The organism is Isoptericola sp. NPDC057559, assembly GCF_042801555.1.
In the GTDB taxonomy this organism is placed as follows: Bacteria; Actinomycetota; Actinomycetes; order Actinomycetales; family Cellulomonadaceae; genus Isoptericola.
Genome location: NZ_JBHVFQ010000016.1, coordinates 61,284 through 79,872 on the forward strand (window position 1 = coordinate 61,284; position 18,589 = coordinate 79,872).

22 protein-coding genes are annotated in these 18,589 nt (G+C 75.2%); 10 read left to right on the forward strand and 12 right to left on the reverse strand.

Annotated elements, in window-relative coordinates; genetic code table 11:
- The first annotated feature begins 160 nt into the window (after nucleotides 1-160).
- The 3 genes from ACFU5J_RS15150 (at nucleotide 161) to ACFU5J_RS15160 (ending at nucleotide 3,977) form a co-directional block, all read left to right on the forward strand.
- The gene (locus tag ACFU5J_RS15150; RefSeq protein ID WP_430579264.1) at nucleotides 161-754 is read left to right on the forward strand and encodes a biotin transporter BioY; all 594 of its coding nucleotides are present in this window, start codon (nucleotides 161-163) and stop codon (nucleotides 752-754) included.
- Nucleotides 755-1,020: 266 nt separating this feature from the next.
- Nucleotides 1,021-2,337 (forward strand): Glu/Leu/Phe/Val dehydrogenase, encoded by a 1,317-nt coding sequence (locus tag ACFU5J_RS15155; protein ID WP_430579265.1) that lies wholly within the window; start codon nucleotides 1,021-1,023, stop codon nucleotides 2,335-2,337.
- Between the two features lie 119 nt (nucleotides 2,338-2,456).
- Entirely contained in the window at nucleotides 2,457-3,977 is a 1,521-nt protein-coding gene (locus tag ACFU5J_RS15160) for a M48 family metallopeptidase (RefSeq protein ID WP_430579266.1), read from the forward strand.
- Nucleotides 3,978-4,019: 42 nt separating this feature from the next.
- Here ACFU5J_RS15160 and ACFU5J_RS15165 read toward each other — a convergent pair whose 3' ends face one another.
- A complete protein-coding gene (locus ACFU5J_RS15165; RefSeq protein ID WP_430579267.1) occupies nucleotides 4,020-4,730 on the reverse strand; it encodes a YceI family protein in 711 nt (236 codons plus the stop codon).
- Between the two features lie 121 nt (nucleotides 4,731-4,851).
- On the opposite strand from ACFU5J_RS15165, the gene ACFU5J_RS15170 reads away from it, so the two are divergent.
- On the forward strand, nucleotides 4,852-5,694 hold the full coding sequence (locus ACFU5J_RS15170) for a putative protein N(5)-glutamine methyltransferase (protein ID WP_430579268.1): 843 nt from the start codon (nucleotides 4,852-4,854) through the stop codon (nucleotides 5,692-5,694).
- 3 nt (nucleotides 5,695-5,697) lie between these two features.
- Here the strand turns inward: ACFU5J_RS15170 and hemQ are convergent, their stop codons facing one another.
- From hemQ to ACFU5J_RS15190, 4 genes are all read right to left on the reverse strand, one after another.
- Entirely contained in the window at nucleotides 5,698-6,459 is a 762-nt protein-coding gene (gene hemQ / locus ACFU5J_RS15175) for a hydrogen peroxide-dependent heme synthase (protein WP_430577093.1), read from the reverse strand.
- A 22-nt stretch (nucleotides 6,460-6,481) separates the two neighbouring features.
- Nucleotides 6,482-7,630, reverse strand: a complete 1,149-nt coding sequence (locus ACFU5J_RS15180) for a ferrochelatase (RefSeq protein WP_430577092.1) — start codon at nucleotides 7,628-7,630, stop codon at nucleotides 6,482-6,484.
- 166 nt (nucleotides 7,631-7,796) lie between these two features.
- Nucleotides 7,797-8,246, reverse strand: coding sequence for a MarR family winged helix-turn-helix transcriptional regulator (locus tag ACFU5J_RS15185; RefSeq protein ID WP_430579291.1), 450 nt, complete (start codon nucleotides 8,244-8,246; stop codon nucleotides 7,797-7,799).
- Nucleotides 8,247-8,375: 129 nt separating this feature from the next.
- On the reverse strand, nucleotides 8,376-9,137 hold the full coding sequence (locus tag ACFU5J_RS15190) for an isoprenyl transferase (RefSeq protein WP_430577091.1): 762 nt from the start codon (nucleotides 9,135-9,137) through the stop codon (nucleotides 8,376-8,378).
- Between the two features lie 256 nt (nucleotides 9,138-9,393).
- Here ACFU5J_RS15190 and ACFU5J_RS15195 point away from each other — a divergent pair, with 256 nt between their 5' ends.
- Nucleotides 9,394-10,161: a hemolysin III family protein gene (locus ACFU5J_RS15195; protein ID WP_430579269.1), complete on the forward strand. Its 768-nt coding sequence runs from the start codon at nucleotides 9,394-9,396 to the stop codon at nucleotides 10,159-10,161.
- Nucleotides 10,162-10,174: 13 nt separating this feature from the next.
- On the opposite strand, the gene ACFU5J_RS15200 is transcribed toward ACFU5J_RS15195, so the two are convergent.
- The 3 genes from ACFU5J_RS15200 to mca are packed head-to-tail and all read right to left on the reverse strand — an operon-like array spanning nucleotide 10,175 to nucleotide 12,371.
- The gene (locus ACFU5J_RS15200) at nucleotides 10,175-11,164 is read right to left on the reverse strand and encodes a carbon-nitrogen hydrolase family protein (RefSeq protein WP_430579270.1); all 990 of its coding nucleotides are present in this window, start codon (nucleotides 11,162-11,164) and stop codon (nucleotides 10,175-10,177) included.
- Nucleotides 11,161-11,499 (reverse strand): hypothetical protein, encoded by a 339-nt coding sequence (locus ACFU5J_RS15205; RefSeq protein ID WP_430579271.1) that lies wholly within the window; start codon nucleotides 11,497-11,499, stop codon nucleotides 11,161-11,163. The genes ACFU5J_RS15200 and ACFU5J_RS15205 overlap by 4 nt, the downstream gene beginning before the upstream one ends.
- Nucleotides 11,496-12,371 carry a mycothiol conjugate amidase Mca gene (gene mca / locus ACFU5J_RS15210; protein WP_430579292.1) on the reverse strand — a complete coding sequence of 292 codons (876 nt, stop codon included), beginning with the start codon at nucleotides 12,369-12,371 and terminating at the stop codon, nucleotides 11,496-11,498. Before mca ends, ACFU5J_RS15205 begins: the two co-directional genes overlap by 4 nt.
- Before the next feature lie 107 nt (nucleotides 12,372-12,478).
- Here mca and ACFU5J_RS15215 point away from each other — a divergent pair, with 107 nt between their 5' ends.
- The 5 genes from ACFU5J_RS15215 to ACFU5J_RS15235 all read left to right on the forward strand — a co-directional run bounded on the left by ACFU5J_RS15215 (nucleotide 12,479) and on the right by ACFU5J_RS15235 (nucleotide 16,322).
- Complete coding sequence (locus ACFU5J_RS15215) at nucleotides 12,479-12,898, forward strand: DUF4307 domain-containing protein (protein ID WP_430579272.1); 420 nt, start codon at nucleotides 12,479-12,481, stop codon at nucleotides 12,896-12,898.
- A gap of 194 nt (nucleotides 12,899-13,092) precedes the next feature.
- Complete coding sequence (greA, locus tag ACFU5J_RS15220) at nucleotides 13,093-13,575, forward strand: transcription elongation factor GreA (RefSeq protein ID WP_430579273.1); 483 nt, start codon at nucleotides 13,093-13,095, stop codon at nucleotides 13,573-13,575.
- Between the two features lie 253 nt (nucleotides 13,576-13,828).
- A complete protein-coding gene (gene ectA, locus ACFU5J_RS15225; RefSeq protein WP_430579274.1) occupies nucleotides 13,829-14,446 on the forward strand; it encodes a diaminobutyrate acetyltransferase in 618 nt (205 codons plus the stop codon).
- A gap of 126 nt (nucleotides 14,447-14,572) precedes the next feature.
- On the forward strand, nucleotides 14,573-15,868 hold the full coding sequence (gene ectB, locus ACFU5J_RS15230) for a diaminobutyrate--2-oxoglutarate transaminase (RefSeq protein ID WP_430579275.1): 1,296 nt from the start codon (nucleotides 14,573-14,575) through the stop codon (nucleotides 15,866-15,868).
- Between the two features lie 46 nt (nucleotides 15,869-15,914).
- Entirely contained in the window at nucleotides 15,915-16,322 is a 408-nt protein-coding gene (locus ACFU5J_RS15235) for an ectoine synthase (protein ID WP_430577083.1), read from the forward strand.
- 35 nt (nucleotides 16,323-16,357) lie between these two features.
- Here ACFU5J_RS15235 and ACFU5J_RS15240 read toward each other — a convergent pair whose 3' ends face one another.
- The 4 genes from ACFU5J_RS15240 to ACFU5J_RS15255 are packed head-to-tail and all read right to left on the reverse strand — an operon-like array spanning nucleotide 16,358 to nucleotide 18,577.
- Nucleotides 16,358-17,701: an RNA polymerase sigma factor gene (locus tag ACFU5J_RS15240; RefSeq protein WP_430579276.1), complete on the reverse strand. Its 1,344-nt coding sequence runs from the start codon at nucleotides 17,699-17,701 to the stop codon at nucleotides 16,358-16,360.
- Nucleotides 17,698-18,039, reverse strand: coding sequence for a YciI family protein (locus tag ACFU5J_RS15245; protein WP_430579293.1), 342 nt, complete (start codon nucleotides 18,037-18,039; stop codon nucleotides 17,698-17,700). The genes ACFU5J_RS15240 and ACFU5J_RS15245 overlap by 4 nt, the downstream gene beginning before the upstream one ends.
- Nucleotides 18,039-18,416, reverse strand: a complete 378-nt coding sequence (locus ACFU5J_RS15250) for a YciI family protein (RefSeq protein WP_430577081.1) — start codon at nucleotides 18,414-18,416, stop codon at nucleotides 18,039-18,041. Before ACFU5J_RS15250 ends, ACFU5J_RS15245 begins: the two co-directional genes overlap by 1 nt.
- Nucleotides 18,416-18,577 (reverse strand): hypothetical protein, encoded by a 162-nt coding sequence (locus ACFU5J_RS15255; RefSeq protein WP_430577080.1) that lies wholly within the window; start codon nucleotides 18,575-18,577, stop codon nucleotides 18,416-18,418. Before ACFU5J_RS15255 ends, ACFU5J_RS15250 begins: the two co-directional genes overlap by 1 nt.
- Between the last annotated feature and the right edge of the window lie 12 nt (nucleotides 18,578-18,589).

Sequence of the window (18,589 nt, forward strand, 5' to 3'; positions counted from 1 at the left end):
CCGGCGCGCCGCCGATCGGCGTGCACGAAACCCACAAAGTCCGGGGCCCGGCACGCCCGCGACCGGCCCGCGTGTGTACGACCTGCACAAACGAGCGCCCCCCAGTCTTGGCGCACCACGGTCATGACCCCGCCCCCGGGCACGCCCTAGCGTCGTCGGTATGACCGCAGCCGCACTCCCCCTCGCCCCCGCCCGCCCGCGCCGCGTCCTCGCGGACCTGCTGCCCGGGGCCCTCGCCCGCGACGTCGTGCTCGTCGTCGCGGTGGCCGCCCTCACCGCCCTCGCCGCTCAGGTGGTGATCCCCGTGCCCGGGCTGCCCGTGCCGCTCACCGGCCAGACCTTCGCCGTCCTCCTGGGCGCCGCCGCCCTCGGCCCCGTCCGGGGCGCGACCGCCCAGGCCGTCTACCTCACCGCGGGCGTCGCGGGCCTGCCCGTGTTCGCCGGCGCGACGTCGGGCTGGGAGTCCGTCGCCGGTGCGACCGGCGGCTACCTCGTCGGCTTCGTCCTCGCCGGCCTCGTCGTGGGGGCGCTCGCCCGCCGCGGCGCCGACCGCCGCGTGCTCACCACCGCGGGCGCCTACGCCCTCGGCACCCTCACCGTCTACGCGGTGGGCGTGCCGTGGCTCGCCGTCAGCACCGGGATGCCCGTGGGCGCCGCGCTGCTCACCGGCGCCGTCGTCTTCCTGCCGGGCGACGCCCTCAAGGCGGCCCTCGCCGCGGCCCTCCTGCCCGCCGCGTGGCGCCTCGCGCGCTGAGCGCACCGCTGCCGTCGAGCCCGCCGGACCCTTCGTCCCGGCGGGCTCGACGCCGTCCCGGTCGTGCTCGCGTCAACCAGGACCATGGCCGGGTCAACGCTCGGGAACGGCTCCGCAACCCCTCGGGTTTCGCCCGCAGAGGCCCCCGCGGGAGGGGCTACGGTGGGCGCCGAGGCCCACCATCCCGGGCCGCGCCACCCCTGCCGGCCCCCGACCCGGGGCCACCGGCACCGTGTCCTGGAGGACCCGTGACGACGACGACGTCGATGACCTCGACACCCCTGCCCGACACCCCCGCCGCCCCGGCGGCCCCCGCGAGCACCATCGAGCCCGCCCCGCGCGCGAGCTCCCCGCTGGACACCGCGCACAGCCAGCTCGCCAGCGCCGTGTCCGTCCTCGGCTACGACGAGGGCCAGCACCAGATGCTCGCCACCCCGCGCCGCGAGATCCACGTGGCCGTGCCCCTGCGGCGCGACGACGGCGAGACCGTCCTGTTCCACGGCTTCCGCGTGCAGCACAACATCACCCGCGGTCCCGGCAAGGGCGGCCTGCGCTACGCCCCCGGCGTCGACATCGACGAGGTCCGCGCGCTCGCCATGTGGATGACGTGGAAGTGCGCCATCGTCGACCTGCCGTACGGCGGCGCCAAGGGCGGCGTCGCCATCGACCCGCGCGACTACTCGACGGCCGAGCTGGAGCGCGTCACCCGGCGGTACACGTCCGAGATCATGCCGATGATCGGCCCGGACACCGACATCATGGCGCCCGACATGGGCACCGACGAGCACACCATGGCGTGGGTCATGGACACCTACTCGGTGAACCGCGGGTACACGATCCCCGCGGTCGTCACCGGCAAGCCCCTGGCGCTGGGCGGCTCCCGCGGGCGCGGCACCGCCACCAGCGCCGGCATCGTGCACGTCACCGCCGCCGCCCTCCGCGAGGCCGGCGTGCCCCTGAGCGACGTGACCGTCGCGGTGCAGGGCTTCGGCAAGGTCGGCTCGCACGCCGCCGCGATCTTCGCCTCGCGCGGCGCGACCGTCGTCGCCGTCAGCGACCAGTACGGCGGCGTCCGCAACGACGCGGGCCTCGCGATGGACCGCCTGTTCTCGCACGTCGCCGCCACCGGCTCGGTGGTCGGGTTCGACGGCGGCGACCCGCTCTCCAACGACGAGCTGCTCGCCCTCGACGTCGACGTGCTCGTCCCCGCCGCGGTGGAGGGCGTGCTCGACGGCACCACCGCCGCGACCGTGCGGGCCCGCTGGGTGGTGGAGGGCGCCAACGGCCCCACCACCACCGACGGCGACCGCGTCCTGGCCGCCCAGGGCGTCACCGTGGTGCCGGACGTGCTCGCCAACGCCGGCGGCGTCGTCGTCTCCTACTTCGAGTGGGTGCAGGCCAACCAGACCTACTGGTGGTCCGAGCCGGAGATCGCCGACCGCCTCGAGCACCGCATGACGTCCGCCTTCGGCGACGTGTCCACGCTGGCCACGCGGGAGGGCCTGTCGCTGCGCGACGCCGCGCTCGTCATCGGCGTCCAGCGCACCGCCGAGGCGCACCGGATCCGCGGCCTGTACCCCTGACGGGGCCGCCCGCGCCGGAGGGCCGTCACGGGCCCTCTGGTGCGGGACGACGCGGGGTCGCTATCGTCCGTGCTCGACACGCGGACGACGTCGTCCGCACCGACCCCTCGGGAGTCCCGATGCCCACGGCGTTCCGCGCCCTGCTCTCCGTCCTCATGCTCGTCGGCTTCTACGTCCTGGCGATCGCCCTCCTGGTCGGCTGCGGCGCGGTCGCCGTGCTGGCCTTCCAGCACCACTCGGGCGCCGCGGCGGTCAAGTTCGGCTTCCTCACGGTCGTGGTCGCCGTCGGGATCGTCATGGCGCTGGTGCGCGTCGCGCGCTCGCAGCGCGCACTCCGCTCGACCGACGCGGACGACGTCGCCCTCGCACCCGAGGACGCCCCCGAGCTGTGGGACCTGGTGCGCGAGCTCGCCGACGTCGCGGGAACCCGCGCGCCCGACACGATCGTGCTCGCCCCCGTGGTCAACGCGGCCGTGAGCGAGGAGTCACGCCTCCTGGGGCTCGTCGGCGGTCGGCGGACCCTCGTCCTCGGGGTCCCGCTGGTGCAGGGGCTCACCGTGGGCCGGCTCCGCTCGGTGCTGGGTCACGAGATCGGGCACTACTCGAACGCGCACACGCGGCTGTCGCCGATCGCGTACCGCGGGCGGGCCGTGGTCGGCGAGACCGTCGCCCACCTCGAGGGCAACCTCGTCGGATGGCTGCTGCGCCAGTACGCGAAGGCGTACCTGGTGGCGTCGGCGGCGGTGAGCCGCGCGCAGGAGCTCGAGGCCGACCGCCTCTCCGTCCGGGTCGCGGGGCGCCGGACCGCCCAGGACGCGCTGCGCGAGCTGCCCGTCGTCGACGCTGCCTGGTCGTTCTACCAGGAGCGCTACCTCGCCCCCGCCTGGTCGCGCGGGTATGCCACGACGGCCGAGGGCTTCTTCGGTGGCTTCGCGCTCCTCCTCGCCGCGCGCGCCGACGACCTCGCGCGGCTGCGCGGGCAGGAGGCGCCGGGCGGGAGGTCGCGGTGGGACTCCCACCCTCCGATCGCCCAGCGCGTCGCCGCCATGGATCGCCTGCCCGACGACGCGACGTCCGACGACGACCGCCCGGCCACCGCCCTCGTCCCCGGGTTCGAGCGCGCCGCGGCCGAGCTCGCCGGCCGCGTGGTCGACTTCGGCGACCGGGAGCGGCTCGGCTGGGACCGGCTCGTGCCGGCGTTCATGGCCGCCTCCGACCGCGCCGACGCCGACGCGGTCTATGCGGCTGCCGCCCGGGTGGCCCACCGGCCGTCCGCCGGCCTGGGCACCCTGCTCGACCTCGTGGAGGGCGGCCACGGCGACGACCTGGTCCGTGCCGTCGTGTCGCGGGAGGCCCTGGAGCAGCCGGACTCCCTCGGTGCCGCGCTGCGCAGCCTGCTGGCGCTCGGCGTCCAGGAGGCCGCCGTCCGTTCCGGCGCCGCCGCGTGGCAGGGGTCGTGGAGCGCGCCCGCCGAGCTCGTCGGGCGGGACGCCGCGGGCGAGGTCCTCGACGTCGAGCGGGTCGTCGCGCTGGCCGTCGACCCGGCCACCGTCGACGACGCCCGCGCCGCGCTCGCCGCGGCGGGCGTCGACCTGGCCCGCGAGGCCCGCGCCGCCGCCGCGCCGGCGGCGGCGCGCTGAGCCGACCCGCGCCGGCCTCCGTCGGCCCCGACCCCGCGCGTGTCAGCGGGTGAGGGCGAGCTCCGCCTCCACGAAGCCGTCGTCCTCCACCGTCACGAAGCCGAGGTCCGGAGCCGTGACGCCGTAGTCCGCGAAGGTGACCGGGACCTGCGTGCTCACGGCGGCGCCGTCCTCGGTGAGGCGCACCTGCAGCGTCGCGGTGACGTCCTGCGGCACGCCCTGGATGGTCATCGTCCCGGCGGCGTCCACCGTGACCGTCTCGCCGTCGGCCACCGCGCTCACGTCGACCGGTTCGGAGAGCTCGAAGGTCGCCGTCGGGAACTCGGCGGTGCCGAGGATGTCCTGGAACCGGGCGTCACGCTGGGACTCGTCGGTCTCGATGCTCGCCACGTCGACGTCGATCGTGGCCTCGGTGAGCTCGCCGCCCGCGATCGTCGCGGAGCCCGTGACCTCGGAGGTGCGGCCGACGACGGTGACGTCCTTGCCCGCGAGGACCTCGTCCACGCGGTAGCCGGCCTCCGACCCGTCGCCGACGGCGTAGGCGCCGTCGAGGTCGGCGGGGTCGGCCGTCACGGCCGTGGCCGCGCCCGCCACGGTGGGCTCCGCGACGTCGCCGCCCGTCTGCTGGCCGGCGTAGAGGCGGATCGCCGCGAAGGCGAGGGCCGCGAGGAGCAGGACGGCGACGAGCGCGCCCACGACGATCCGGGTGGCCCGGCGACGGGGCGTGGGCGTGGGGGCGGCAGGTGCGGGCACGGGGGCTCCCGGTAGTTGAAGGCTGAACCAGACGGGTCGACCGTAGGCCCGCGCCCTGGGAACCCGCTGGCAGCCTCGCGGGAGAGTCGCCGGCCCGCGGCGCGGAACTAGGGTGTGCCGGGTGACCCGCACCGGTGCCCCCGTCCCGACCGACCCCCCGGACCCGCGCGCCCCGGTCGTGACCGCGCGGCTCCGCGCCGCGGGGTGCGTGTTCGCCGAGGACGAGGCGGCGCTGCTGCTGGGGTCCGCCGCCGACGCGGCACGGCTCGAGGAGCTGGTCGCGCGGCGCGTGGCCGGCGAGCCGCTGGAGCACCTGCTGGGGTGGGTGTCCTTCGCGGGGCGTCGCTGGTCGGTGGGGCCCGGGGTGTTCGTGCCCCGCCGCCGCACGGAGCTGATGGTCGCGGCGGCGCTCGCGCTGCCCGCCCCGGCCACGGTGCTGGACCTGTGCTGCGGGTGCGGCGCCGTCGGCGGCTCCGTGCTGCTCGGCCTGCGGGCCGCGGGGGCCCCGCCGGTGCTGCACGCGAGCGACGTGGAGCCCGCCGCCGTCACGCACGCCCGGCGCAACCTGGAGCCGCTCGGGGCCGCGGTGCACGAGGGGGACCTGCTCGCCGCCGTGCCCACGATCCTGCGCAGCCGCGTCGACCTGCTGCTGTGCAACGCGCCCTACGTGCCGACCGCCGCGATCGCGACCATGCCGCCCGAGGCGCGCGACCACGAGCCCGCCGTCGCGCTCGACGGCGGGTCCGACGGGCTCGACGTCCTGCGCCGCGTGGTGGCGGCCGCGCCGGGCTGGCTCGCGCCCGGCGGGTCGCTGCTCTTCGAGGTGGGCACCGACCAGGTCGACGGCGCGACGGCCCTGGTCACCGCGCACGGCCTGCGCGCGGCCGTCGTCACCGACGACGACCCGGACGCCGACGACGCCACCGGCGGCACCGTCGTCGTCGCCACCCTCGCTCGGGCGTGAGCGTCAGGCGCGGGGCTGCTTCTCCACCCAGTCGGCCACGGTGACGCGGGGGCCGGTGAAGAACGGCACCTCCTCGCGCACGTGGCGGCGCGCCTCGGTGTTCCGCAGGTCGCGCATGAGGTCGACGATCCGGTGCAGCTCGTCGGCCTCGAAGGCCAGCAGCCACTCGTAGTCGCTCAGCGCGAACGTGCTCATCGTGTTGGCGCGCACGTCCTTGTAGCCCGCCGCGGCCATGCCGTGGTCGCGCAGCATCGTGCGGCGCTCGGCGTCGGGCAGCAGGTACCACTCGTAGGAGCGCACGAACGGGTACACGGAGATGTAGTCGCGGGGGCGCTCGCCGGCGAGGAACGCCGGCACGTGGCCCTTGTTGAACTCGGCGGCGCGGTGCAGCGCCACCACGGACCACTCCGGCGCGAGGGCCGACCCGAGACGCGACGCGCGCAGCCGCTGGTAGGCACCCTGCACGGACTCGACCGACGGGCCGTGCACCCACACCATGAGGTCGGCGTCGGCGCGCAGGCCGGCGACGTCGTACACGCCGCGGACCACGACGTCGCCCTCGGCGCGGGCCGGGTCGCGGGCGTCGTCGGGCTGCCCGTCCCACAGCGCCGCCTCGGCCTCCGCGGCGACGGCGGCGCGCTCGGCGTCGCCGGCCGGCAGCGGCTCGGCGGTGGAGAAGACCGCGATCATCGCGTACCGGATCGACTCGTTGATCGCGGCGGCGTCGACGGTCTCGCCGGTGTCGCCGTGGATGTGCTCGCTCATGACGTCCTCTCGGGTCAGCAGGTCAGGACTGCAGGTTCTCGCCGCACAGCGCGGGCACGCCGCTCGGCTCGCCGTCCCGGCGCAGGCAGCAGCCGGGGGCGCACACCGAGCGGAACGCGGGCAGGCTGCCCACCGTCTCCTCCTCGACGTCCTCGCCGCGGGCCAGGGCCGCGCGCTCCAGGATCAGGTCGACCAGACCGGACACGAAGGCGGGCCGCGTGCCGACCGTGCCGGCGCGCACCGCGGTCATGCCCAGCTCCGTGGCCGTGGCCATCGCCTCGGTGTCGAGGTCGTACGCCACCTCCATGTGGTCGGAGACGAAGCCGATCGGGGACAGGACGACGTCCTTGAGGCCCTGGCCCGCGCGCTCGGTGAGCAGGTCGTTGACGTCGGGCTCGAGCCACGGCTGCGACGGCGGGCCGGAGCGCGAGCAGTACGCCAGCTCCCACTCGACGGCGTGGCCGCGCACCTCGGACACGACCGCCGCGATCACGGCGGCGACGTCGAGGTGCTGCGCCGAGTAGGTGGCGTGCGAGACGCGCGAGGCCGCCTCCATCGTGTCGGGGATGGAGTGCGTGACGAAGACGAGCTTCGCCGCGGCCGGGTCGCCGCCCTTGGCCGCGAGCGCCTCGAAGCCCTCGAGCACGGCCTCGGCGTTGGCCGCCACGAAGCCGGGGTGGTTGAAGTACGAGCGGACCTTGTCGAACTGCACGCCCGTGGAGCCCTCGGAGCCGAGCTGCCCGCGCTTGTCGAGCGTCACGGCGAGGTCCTCGCGGTACTGGCGGCAGCCGGAGTACGAGGAGTACGCGGACGTCACGAGCGCGACCGCGCGCTTCGCGCCCCGGCGCTCCAGCTCGTCGATCGCGTCGGTGGTGTACGGCGCCCAGTTGCGGTTGCCCCACACGACCGGCATGTCGATCCCGCGCTCCGCGAGCTCGGCCTCGAGCGCCGCCTTCAGCGCGAGGTTCTGCTCGTTGATGGGGCTCTTGCCGCCGAAGCCGTAGTAGTGCTCGCCGACCTCCTCGAGCCGCTCGTCGGGGATCCCCTTGCCGGCGGTCACGTTGCGGAGGAAGGGCACCACGTCCTCCGGCTGGTTCGGGCCACCGAAGGAGTACAGGAGGAGGGCGTCGTACGGTCCGGCATCGGCCGACCGGGGGGTCGTCATCGGCATGACTGCCATCCTCGCACCGGGCCGCACCCGGACCCGCCGCGAAGGCCCCCGGAGCGACGTGACGTTGATGGCACGCCCTGTCATCTTCCGCCCCGGACCCCGCGGCCACGTCGTCGCCCGGCTCCGCGCACCCGGCGACCGGGGCGGGAGGGCGGGCGCCGGGCCCTCAGGACGTGCGCGGCGGGATGCCCGGCTGCGCGAGCCGGAGGCGGTCCGTCACGTCGCGGAGCTGCTCGAGCTCGGCCGGCTCGAGCGCCTGCCCCACGTACTCCGCGATGGTGCGCACGTGCGCCAGCCCCGTCTCACGCTGCCGGCGCGCCCCCTCCGCCGTGAGGCGCACGAGGGTGCCGCGCGCGTCGTCCTCGGGCACGGACCGCTCGACGAGGCCGCGCGACTCGAGCCGCTCGACCATCCGCGACAGCGACGACTGCGCCAGCAGCATGCCCTCGTTGAGGTCGCGCAGCCGCAGCTCGCCGCCGGGCGCGCGCGCGAGGGTGAACAGCACGTCGTACTCGCGCATCGTGAGGTCGCGCCAGATGTCGTCGGCCTGGAACCGGCGCATCAGCGCGACCTGCGCACGGAACAGGGACTCCCACGCCTCGGCCGCGAGGCGCACGTCCGAGGCGCGCGGCTCGGGGTGGCGCTCGGGGTCGGTCGGGGGTGCGGACGGCGTCGTCGGCTCGGGCGGGGTCACGGTGGCAGTGTGCCGCACGGGCCGCCGTCGGGGCCCGTCGAGACGGGCCGGTCAGCGCCCGAGGCGCCGTTCCCGGCGGGAGAAGTCGCGCAGCGCGCGCAGGAAGTCGACGCGGCGGAAGTCGGGCCAGTACGCCTCGCAGAAGTAGAGCTCGGAGTGCGCGCTCTGCCACATGAGGAAGCCGCCCACGCGCAGCTCGCCCGACGTGCGGATCACGAGCTCAGGGTCCGGCTGACCCTTGGTGTACAGGTGGGCGGCGATGTCGTCGACGTCGATCCGCTCGGCGAGCTCCTGGAGCGTGGCCCCGTGCGCCGCCTCCTGCGTGAGGTAGGACCGGACGGCGTCGGCGATCTCGTGCCGGCCGCCGTAGCCGATCGCGACGTTGACCTGCAGCCCCTGCACGTCCGCGGTCCCGTCCGCGGCGGCGCGGACGGCGTCCGCGAGCTCCGCGGGGAGCAGGTCGAGGCGACCCATGACGCGCAGCCGCCACCGCCGCGACTCCGCGAGGTCCTGGACGGCGTCACGGATGATGTCGAGCAGGTCGGTGAGCTCGCCCGCGGGGCGGGCCAGGTTGTCGGTGGACAGCATCCACAGCGTGACGACCTCGACGCCGAGCTCCTCCGCCCAGCCCAGGAACTCCGTGATCTTGTCGGCGCCGCGCCGGTGCCCCGTGGCCGCCGTCTCCCCGAACGAGCGTGCCCACCGGCGGTTCCCGTCGAGGATGACGCCCACGTGCCGGGGCGTCTGCGCCGTCGGCAGCGAGGCGGCCAGGCGCCGCTCGTACAGGCCGTAGAGCAGGTGGGGCATGCGCACGCGAGAACCTCGGAGGATCGGGCCGCGCCGCGCCGGCGCACGAGACGCGCAGGCACCCGGCGGGCGGGACGGACGAAGAGCGGGACAACGGTACCGCTCCCCCAGACCTGCAGGTCCCGCGCCTGCGGGACGGGCGGGGACGACCCGCAACCCCCACGCACGATCTTCACAGCGTGTGGTCGACCGGCCCCCGCCGCGTCGCCTACGCTGGCGTAACCTACGGATGCGTAGGTTAGTCGTGAGCGAGGAGAACACCGTGGCAGCTGCCGCCCAGCCGGACGGCCGCCGGGCCGACCGCCCCGACGTGCCCGAGGCCAAGGGCGTCGTCGAGGGCGCGAAGGACGCCGTCGGCGAGGCGGTCCAGACGGTCACCGAGGCCGCCGCGACCGGGGCGGCGAAGCTCAAGCCCTTCCTGCGCGGCTGGATCCACGCGGTGACGGCCCCGCTGGCCCTGGCGGCCGCGATCGTGCTGGTCGTGCTGGCCGACACGACGGCCGACAAGGTGGCATGCGCGATCTTCGGCGTCACCGCGGTGATGCTGTTCGGCACCAGCGCCGTCTACCACCGCGGCACGTGGTCGCCCCGCACCGCGGCCGTGCTGCGGCGGCTGGACCACGCCAACATCTTCCTCATCATCGCCGGCACGTACACGCCGCTGGCCGTGATGCTGCTGCCGCGCAGCACCGCCACGGTGCTGCTCGCCGTCGTGTGGAGCGGCGCGATCCTCGGCCTCGTCGCGCGCGTGCTGTGGATGGGCGCGCCCCGCTGGCTGTACGTCCCCGTGTACGTGGCGCTCGGCTGCGTGGCCGTCGGGTACATCCCGCAGTTCGCAGCCGCGGGAGGGGCGGGCGTCGCGTGGCTGGTCGCCTCCGGCGGCATCGCCTACATCCTCGGAGCCGTCGTCTACGGCACCAAGTTCCCCGACCCGTCCCCGCGCTGGTTCGGGTTCCACGAGATCTTCCACGCGCTCACCGTGGTCGGGTTCACGTGCCACACCGTCGCCATCTACCTGGCGGCGCTCTGACCCACGACGGGCGTCAGCCCTTCGGCACCACCAGGTAGCGGCGGTTCGCCAGGGACGGGTTCTGCCGGCGCACCTGCGCCAGCGGCTCCGGGTCGAGGTCGACGGTGCGCACCTGCGGCGTCTCGTCGAGCTCCAGCCCGACGACGCCGTCCGGCCCGGCCAGCAGGGACCGGCCCACCAGGCCCGCCCCCGCCATCCCGACGCCGATCACCACGGCCGTGTTCTCGATCGCCCGCGCGCGCAGCAGCGTGCGCCAGTGGTCCGCCTTGAGGGGGCCGTCGACCCACGCCGCCGGCACGACGATGACGTCCGCGCCCGCGTCCACGAGCCGGCGGGCCGACTCCGGGAACCGCAGGTCGTAGCAGGTCACGACGCCGAACGTCAGGTCGCCCAGCCGGATCACCAGCGGCGGCACGTCGGCCGGACCCGGCTCGAGCCGGTCGGACTCGCGCGAGCCGAACGCGTCGTACAGGTGCACCTTGCGGTACGCGCCGACCAGGGCGCCGGTCGCGTCGACGGCGACGACGGTGTTGGACGCCCGCGGCGGTGCGCCCGCGCCGGGAGAGCCCGCCACGGGCGTGGTCCCGGTGATCGCCGGCAGCGACCCGGTGACCGCCGGGAAGGATCCCGTCGCGGCGGGGAACGACCCGGTCACGGCCGGGAAGCCGCCGGTGACGGCGGGGAACGCCCCGCTCACGGCCGGCACCTGCCCGGTCGCGGCGCCGACCGCGCCGTACGCGGGCAGCGTCGTGCCCGCCACGACCGCGATGCGGTAGCGCGCGGCGTGCTGCCGCAGCGCCGTCACGAACGGGCCGTCGAGGGGCTCGGCGTGCTCGGGCCCGACGCCGTGCGGGTCGTACCCCGAGGAGTACTCGGGCAGCACCAGCAGGTCCGCGCCCACCCGGCCGGCCGCGAGGAACGCCTCGGCGACCGCCTCCCGGTTCGCCTCGTGGTCCGCGGTGATCGCGAGCTGGGCGACCGTGACGCGCACCGGCCTGCTCATCGGCCCGCCTGGCCGTCCGCCTCGCCCTCGGGGCCCGCGCCGGGCGAGCCGTCGTCGGGGGCGTCGGTCGCGCCGGCGGACGGACCGGGCCGGTCCGCCCGGTCGAAGCCGACCCGCTTGGGCTCCTCGATCGGCAGGCCCCGCTCCTCGGCGTTGCGCTGGGCGCGACGCAGGTGCCGGGTCAGCGAGAGGAACAGCAGCACGCAGGCGACGGCGACCGCGAAGGTCGCCACGAAGCCGGCGAGGCCGGGCGTCACCTGCAGCTCGTTCGGGCCCTGCGTGGGGCTGGGCGACGGGCTCGGCGCGGTGGCCACCAGCATGAGGAGGGTGTTCACCGGGCCTCCCCCCGCACGCCGGCGAACAGGTCGTCCTCGGGCAGCGTCGTCGGGACGCGCGAGTCGGCGAGCTCGTACTCCTCGGTGGGCCAGACGTCGGCCTCGAGGTCGCGCGGCACCGCGAAGAAGAACCCGGCGGGGTCGATCTGGGAGGCGTGGGCCACCAGCGCGGCGTCCCGCTGGGCGAAGTAGTCGGCCACCGGGATGCTCGTCGTCGCCGTGCGCTCCGGGATCTCCCGCGCCGCGCGCGACTCGATCCAGTCGCCGAACGGCGACTCCAGGCCCGCGCCCTGCATGGCCTCGTGGACGGCGCGCATGCGCGCCATCGAGAACCCGTGGTTGTAGTAGAGCTTGCTCGGCGCCCACGGCTCCGCGCCGCCCTCCACGACATACCGCGAGCCGTCGCCCGCCGCGTGGTACGCCTCGAACGCGACCTCGTGGCACTTGATGTGGTCGGGGTGCGGGTAGCCGCCCGACGGGTCGTAGGTCGTCACGACGTGCGGCCGGAACTCGCGCACCAGCTCGACCAGCGGCGCCGCCGCGTCCTCGAGGGGCACGAGGCCGAAGGAGCCCTCGGGCAGCGGGGGCAGCGGGTCGCCCTCCGGCAGGCCGGAGTCGACGAAGCCGAGCCACGTCTGCCGCACGCCGAGCGCCTCGGCCGCGGCCGCCATCTCGAGGCGGCGGACGGCGCGGCGACCCTCGACCGACTCGAACTCGTGGCCCGCGGGCACCTCGAAGCTGGGGTTGAGCACGTCGCCCCGCTCGCCCCCGGTGCAGGTGACGACCAGCACCTCCACCCCTTCGGCGGCGTACCGCGCGGTGGTGGCGGCGCCCTTGCTCGACTCGTCGTCCGGGTGCGCGTGCACCGCCATCAGACGCAGGGGCTCGGGCCGCCCGGTGGGCGGCGCGGGGGTGGCGGAGGACAAGGTCCCTCCCGGGGTGACGGGTCGGCAGCGGGCTTCAGGGACAATGGTGCACCATGAGCGAGCCCGTCAGCCCCACGCCCCCCGCCGACCGGTACGGCACGCGCCCCGAGCGCCGCGGCCTGGGGACCGGCGCGAAGGTGGCGATCGCCGCCGCGCTCGCCGCCGCGGTCGGGGTGGCGGCCTGGTTCACGGTCGAGCAGAACCGCCGGGACCCGGTGGACGTCAACGTCGTGAGCTTCGACGTGCGCGACGCCGAGCAGGTGGACGTCACCTTCCAGGTGCACATGCCGGCGGGCACGACGGCGACCTGCGAGGTCGAGGCGCTGGCGCCGAGCTACGCCCAGGTGGGCACGCTGGAGGTGCCCGTCGGGCCCAGCGAGCAGCTCACGTCCACCTACACCGTGACCCTCCGCACGTCCGAGGAGGCCACGAGCGCCGTGGTCGAGTCGTGCGACGTGTCCGACCGCTCCTGACGGGCCCGTCCTGGCGCACGGCAGCCGCCGTCGCCCTGTTCGCCCACGGCGGAGGCCTGGGTTCTGGCGCCTCCCCGGGCTATCCTGAGGGATTCACACGCACAGTCCTGCCCAGCCGACGCGCGTGCCGACGCTCGTCGGTCGCCCGCGCACGGCCGAAACAGGCCGACGAGCACCACGAAAGGAGAGCCCTCGTGACCGAGAGCACCGTCACCTGGCTCACCCAGGAGGCTCACGACCGGCTGCAGGCCGAGCTGGAGAACCTCTCCGGCCCCGCCCGCACCGAGATCGCCGAGCGCATCGCCGCCGCCCGCGACGAGGGCGACCTCAAGGAGAACGGCGGCTACCACGCCGCCCGTGAGGAGCAGGCGAAGAACGAGGCCCGCATCCGCGAGCTCACCGAGAAGCTGCGCCACGTCCAGATCGGCACCCCGGCGGACGACGGTGTCGTCGAGGCCGGCATGGTCGTCACGGCGCTGGTGGCCGGGGACGAGATGACGTTCCTGCTGGGCTCCCGCGAGATCGCCGGCACGACCGACCTCGACGTGTACTCGCCGACGTCGCCGCTCGGCGCCGCGATCGACGGCCACAAGATCGGCGAGAAGGTGGCCTACACCGCGCCGAACGGCCGGGAGATCCCCGTCGAGATCCTCAAGGCCACGCCCTTCGCGGGCTGACCTCGCCCCGGGCTCGCCCGGACCAGACGCATGCCGTGGGCGTGCCCGTGCTGACGGGCACGCCCACGGTCGTCTCCGGACACCGTCGACGTCTCACGATCCGAGACAAGTGACCCCTCGAAGAACCGTCGATGATCCGTCGATGGTGATCGGGACCTTTCGCTGGCCTCCCAACGATCAACGCCCCTCGCCGACCGGTCCGTCGGTCGAGGAAGAGTCATGGTCGAGGTGAACTTTCCCCCGCGATGCGTCTATGGTCGACAGCGGTATGGACACGACGGACACCGCAACGACCAACCACCCGACCGACGACAGCTCGACCGACGCCGCACCTGACCGCGCGGCGTCGCCCCGGCCCACGGCCCCGCTCGCGGGGCTGACGGTGCGACCGCCGACGACGGCGGACGGCGCCGCGATGTGGCGGCTGGCCCGCGACTCGGGCTCGCTCGACCTCAACTCCTCCTACGCCTACCTGCTGCTCGCGGACCACTTCGCCGCGACCTGCCGCCTGGCGTTCCTCGACGGCGACGAGCCGGCCGGCTTCCTCGCCGCGTACCGGCTGCCCGCCGACCCCGCCACCCTCTTCGTGTGGCAGGTCGCCGTGGACCCGCGGGCGCGCGGCCGGCGCGTGGCGGGGCGCCTGCTCGACGCCGCCGTCGACGAGGCGGCCGGCGACGGCGGGCCCGGGATCGCGCGGATCCACACCACCGTGACGGCCGACAACGCGTCGTCGCGCCGCGTCTTCGCGCGCTGGGCCGCCGAGCGCGGCGCCACGCTGCGTGAGACCACCGGCTACGAGGCGGCCGACTTCCCCGACGGGCACGAGGGCGAGCCGCTGCTCGTGATCGAGGGCTTCGGCCCCTCCCACTGACCCGGTCGCCGGCCCTCATGGCCGGCGGCCAGACCCCGGGCTGCGCCGGTTCGGCGCGCAGGTGACGACGCAGCCCCACCACGACCCGATTCGCACCGGCGCGCACCACCTCAAGGAGTGTCCTTCGTGACAACCCCGACCGTCCCCACCACCGAGGCGTCCGCCGACGACCCGACGGGCTTCACGGCCCTCGAGTCGGAGGTCCGCAGCTACTCGCGCTCCTGGCCCGTCGTGTTCGACCGGGCCGTGGGAGCGACGGTGCACGCCGAGGACGGCACCGAGTACCTCGACTTCTTCGCCGGAGCGGGCACCCTCAACTACGGGCACAACAACCCGCGGCTGAAGCAGGTGCTGGTCGACTACCTCACCGACGACCGCATGGTGCACACGCTCGACATGTTCACCTCGGCGCGCCGGGAGTTCCTCGAGACGTTCAGCGAGTCGATCCTGCGGCCGCGCGGGCTGGACCACAAGGTCGTCTTCCCCGGGCCCGGCGGTGCCAACGCGGTCGAGGCGGCGCTGAAGCTGGCGCGGAAGGTGACGGGTCGCGAGTCGGTCATCAACTTCACGAACGCGTTCCACGGCATGACGCTGGGCGCCCTGTCCGTGACGGGCAACTCCATGAAGCGCGGCGGCGCGGGCGTGCCCCTGGTGCACGCCACGCCGATGCCGTACGACGACTACTTCGACGGCGACGTGCCGGACTTCGTGTACCTGGAGCGGCTGCTCGAGGACAGCGGCTCGGGCCTCAACGCGCCCGCCGCCGTCATCGTCGAGACGGTGCAGGGCGAGGGCGGCATCAACGCCGCGCGCGCCGAGTGGCTGCGCGGCCTGGCCGACCTCTGCAAGCGCCACGGCATCCTGCTGATCCTCGACGACATCCAGATGGGCTGCGGCCGCACCGGCAAGTTCTTCTCCTTCGAGGAGGCCGGCATCGTGCCCGACATCATCTGCCTGTCGAAGTCGATCTCGGGCTACGGCCTGCCCATGGCCCTCACGCTCGTGCGCCCGGACCTGGACATCTGGGAGCCGGGCGAGCACAACGGCACGTTCCGCGGCTTCGCGCCCGCGTTCGCGACCGCCACCGAGGCGATCCGCCTCTACTGGTCGGACGACGAGCTGGAGCGCTCCACGATCGACAAGGGCGCGCTCGTCGAGGCGCACTTCAACTCCCTCGTCGCCCGGTACGGCGACGACGTCCTCGTCGCGAAGGGCCGCGGCCTGGCGCGCGGCCTGCAGACGCCCGACGGCGAGACCGCCGCCCGCATCTGCGACGAGGCGTTCGCCCTCGGCCTGCTCATGGAGACCTCCGGCCCCGACGGCGAGGTCGTGAAGCTGCTGCCGCCGCTGACGATCACCTACGACGAGCTGCAGCGCGGGCTCAAGATCATCAGCGAGTCCGTCGCCACCGTCCTGGGCTGACGCCCCGCCTGCCCCACCCCACCCGAACCACCTGGAGGTACCACCCATGCTCGTGCGCACGCTCGACGAGATCACCGACACCGACGCCGACGTCAAGAGCGAGAACTGGCGCTCCAAGCGGATCGTCCTGGCGAAGGAGGGCGTCGGCTTCTCGGTGCACGAGACCACCCTGTACGCCGGCACCGAGAGCTTCTTCTGGTACGCCAACCACATCGAGGCCGTGTTCATCACCTCGGGCGAGGGCGAGATCGAGGACCTCGGCACCGGCGAGGTGCACCAGCTGAAGCCGGGTTCGCTGTACCTGCTGAACGACCACGACAAGCACAAGGTGCGCCCCCGCACCGACATCACGTGCGTGTGCGTGTTCAACCCGCCGGTCACCGGCCGCGAGGTGCACGACGAGGACGGCGTCTACCCGCTGGTCACCGAGCCGGAGACCGCCGCCGCCCTCTGAGGTCACGACCCGCTCCCTGCACCCCCTCGCCGGGGTCAGGGGGCGGGGCTGCCCCCGAGGGCGGCGAGACGCCCGCGCAGCAGGCGGCGGTCGCCCTCCCGGTCGACCTGGTCGAGGGCGCGGCGCAGCTCGCGCACCGCCTCGGCCGGGCGGCCCGCACGGACGAGCAGGTCGGCCCGCAGCGCCGGGCGCAGGTGGTACCCCTCGAGCTCGGGGGCGTCGTCGAGCTCGGCCAGCGCGGCGAGCGCGGCGGTCGGGCCGCTGACCTCCGCCACCGCGACCACCCGGTTCAGCGCGACGACGGGCGTCGGGACCATGCCCAGCAGCACGTCGTAGAGGGCGAGCACCTCGCCCCAGTCGGTCTCCCCCGCCGTCTCCGCCCGGCAGTGCAGCGCCGCGACGGCCGCCTGCACCTGGTACGGACCGGGACGGCCCGCCGCCAGCGCGTCGTCGAGCACGGCCAGCCCCTCGTCGATCTCGTCGCGGCGCCAGCGGGAGCGGTCCTGCTCCGCGAGGGTGCGCGCGACGCCGTCGCGCCCGGTGCGCGCGTCGCGGCGCGCGTGCTGCAGCAGCAGGAGGGCGAGCAGGCCGCGGGCCTCGGGCTCGTCCGGCAGGAGGCGGGCGGCGAGCCGCGCCAGGCGCACCGCGTCGCCCGCGAGCGCCCGCCGCTCGGCGCAGCCCTCGACGTCCTCGGCGGGCTCCGCCCAGGCGTCGTACCCCTCGGTGAACAGGACGTAGAGCACGGCCAGGACGGCGGACGTCCGCTCGGCGAGCTGGCCGGACGGCGGCACGCGGAACGCGATCCCCGTCGCGCGGATCCGCCGCTTGGTGCGCACCAGCCGCTGCGACATCGTCGCCTCGGGGACCAGGAAGGCCCGCGCCACCTGCGCCGTCGTCATGCCGGTGAGCGAGCGCAGCGTGAGGGCCACGCGCCCCTCGGCCGGCAGCGCCGGGTGGCAGCACGTGAACAGCAGCCGCAGCAGGTCGCCGTCGGGGTCGTCGACGGCCCACGGCCCGTCGTCCAGGCCGCGCTCGACCTCCTCGTGCACGGCGTCCGCCGCCGTCCCGGCCCCCGGCCCGGCGGGCGTGCCGGGCGTCGCGACACGACGCTCCTCGAGGCGCGCCGCCGCGGCCGTCCGGTCCCGCTCCACCCCACGACGGCGCAGCACGTCGAGCGCGTGCCGCCGCGCCGTCGTCGTGAGCCACGCCCCCGGCCGGTCCGGCACGCCGTCGCGCGACCAGGTGCGCAGCGCCGACGCGAACGCCTCCTGCGCGGACTCCTCGGCGAGGTCCAGGTCGCCGGTGGCCCGCGCCACCGCGCCGAGGACGCGCCCCCACTCGCTGCGGAACGCGTCCTCGACGGCGGCGGACGCGGTCACGCGGGCGCGCCCTCCGTGGGCCAGAACGGGTGCACCTCGACGGTGCCACCGCCCCAGGACCCGGGATGCTCGGCGGCGATGGCGAGGGCCGTGTCGAGGTCGGGGGCCTCGATCACGTCGAACCCGCCGATCACCTCCTTCGTCTCCGTGAACGGTCCGTCCGTGACCGCCGGGCGTCCGTCGCGCACCCGCACGCGCCGCACGTCGGCGGCGGGGCGCAGCCGCTCCCCCAGCACCCGGGAGCCGTCGGCGTCGTGCCGGCGCACCCAGTCCTCGATGTCGGGGGTGGGACCCCGGTCGGGCACGTCGGGCTCGACGACCAGCATCAGGTAACGCATCACGCGCCCCCGTCCGTCGCGCCGTCGCCCTCGAGGTCCAGCGGCCAGAACGGCCGCAGCTCGATGGCGCCGCCGTGGGCCATGGGGTGCTCGGACGCGATGCCGATCGCCGTGTCCAGGTCGGGCGCGTCGATGACGTCGAAGCCCCCGATCGCCTCCTTGGTCTCCGAGAACGGGCCGTCGGTGACCAGCGTGCGCCCGGCGCGCACCCGCACCCCGACCGCGTCCGCGGGCGGGCGCAGCCGGTCGCCGAGCACCGCCGTGCCGCTCCCGTAGTACTTCTCCACCCACCCTTCGATGGGCGGGGCGCCCGCGGCGTCCTCGGGACGCAGCTCGGCGTCCTCCGGCGTGGACAGCACCAGCATGAGATACCGCATCAGACCTCCTCGTCGTGGCCGTGGAAGTACACCATCGGCCCGTAGAACGCGACGTCCACGGTCCGCAGGCCGTCTCCGACGACCCACCGTGTGCGCCGGGCGTCCGACCGGAACCGACGCGCCTCAGGATCCACCCTCAGGATCGTGTCCAGGAACCGCATCTTCCGCCTCCT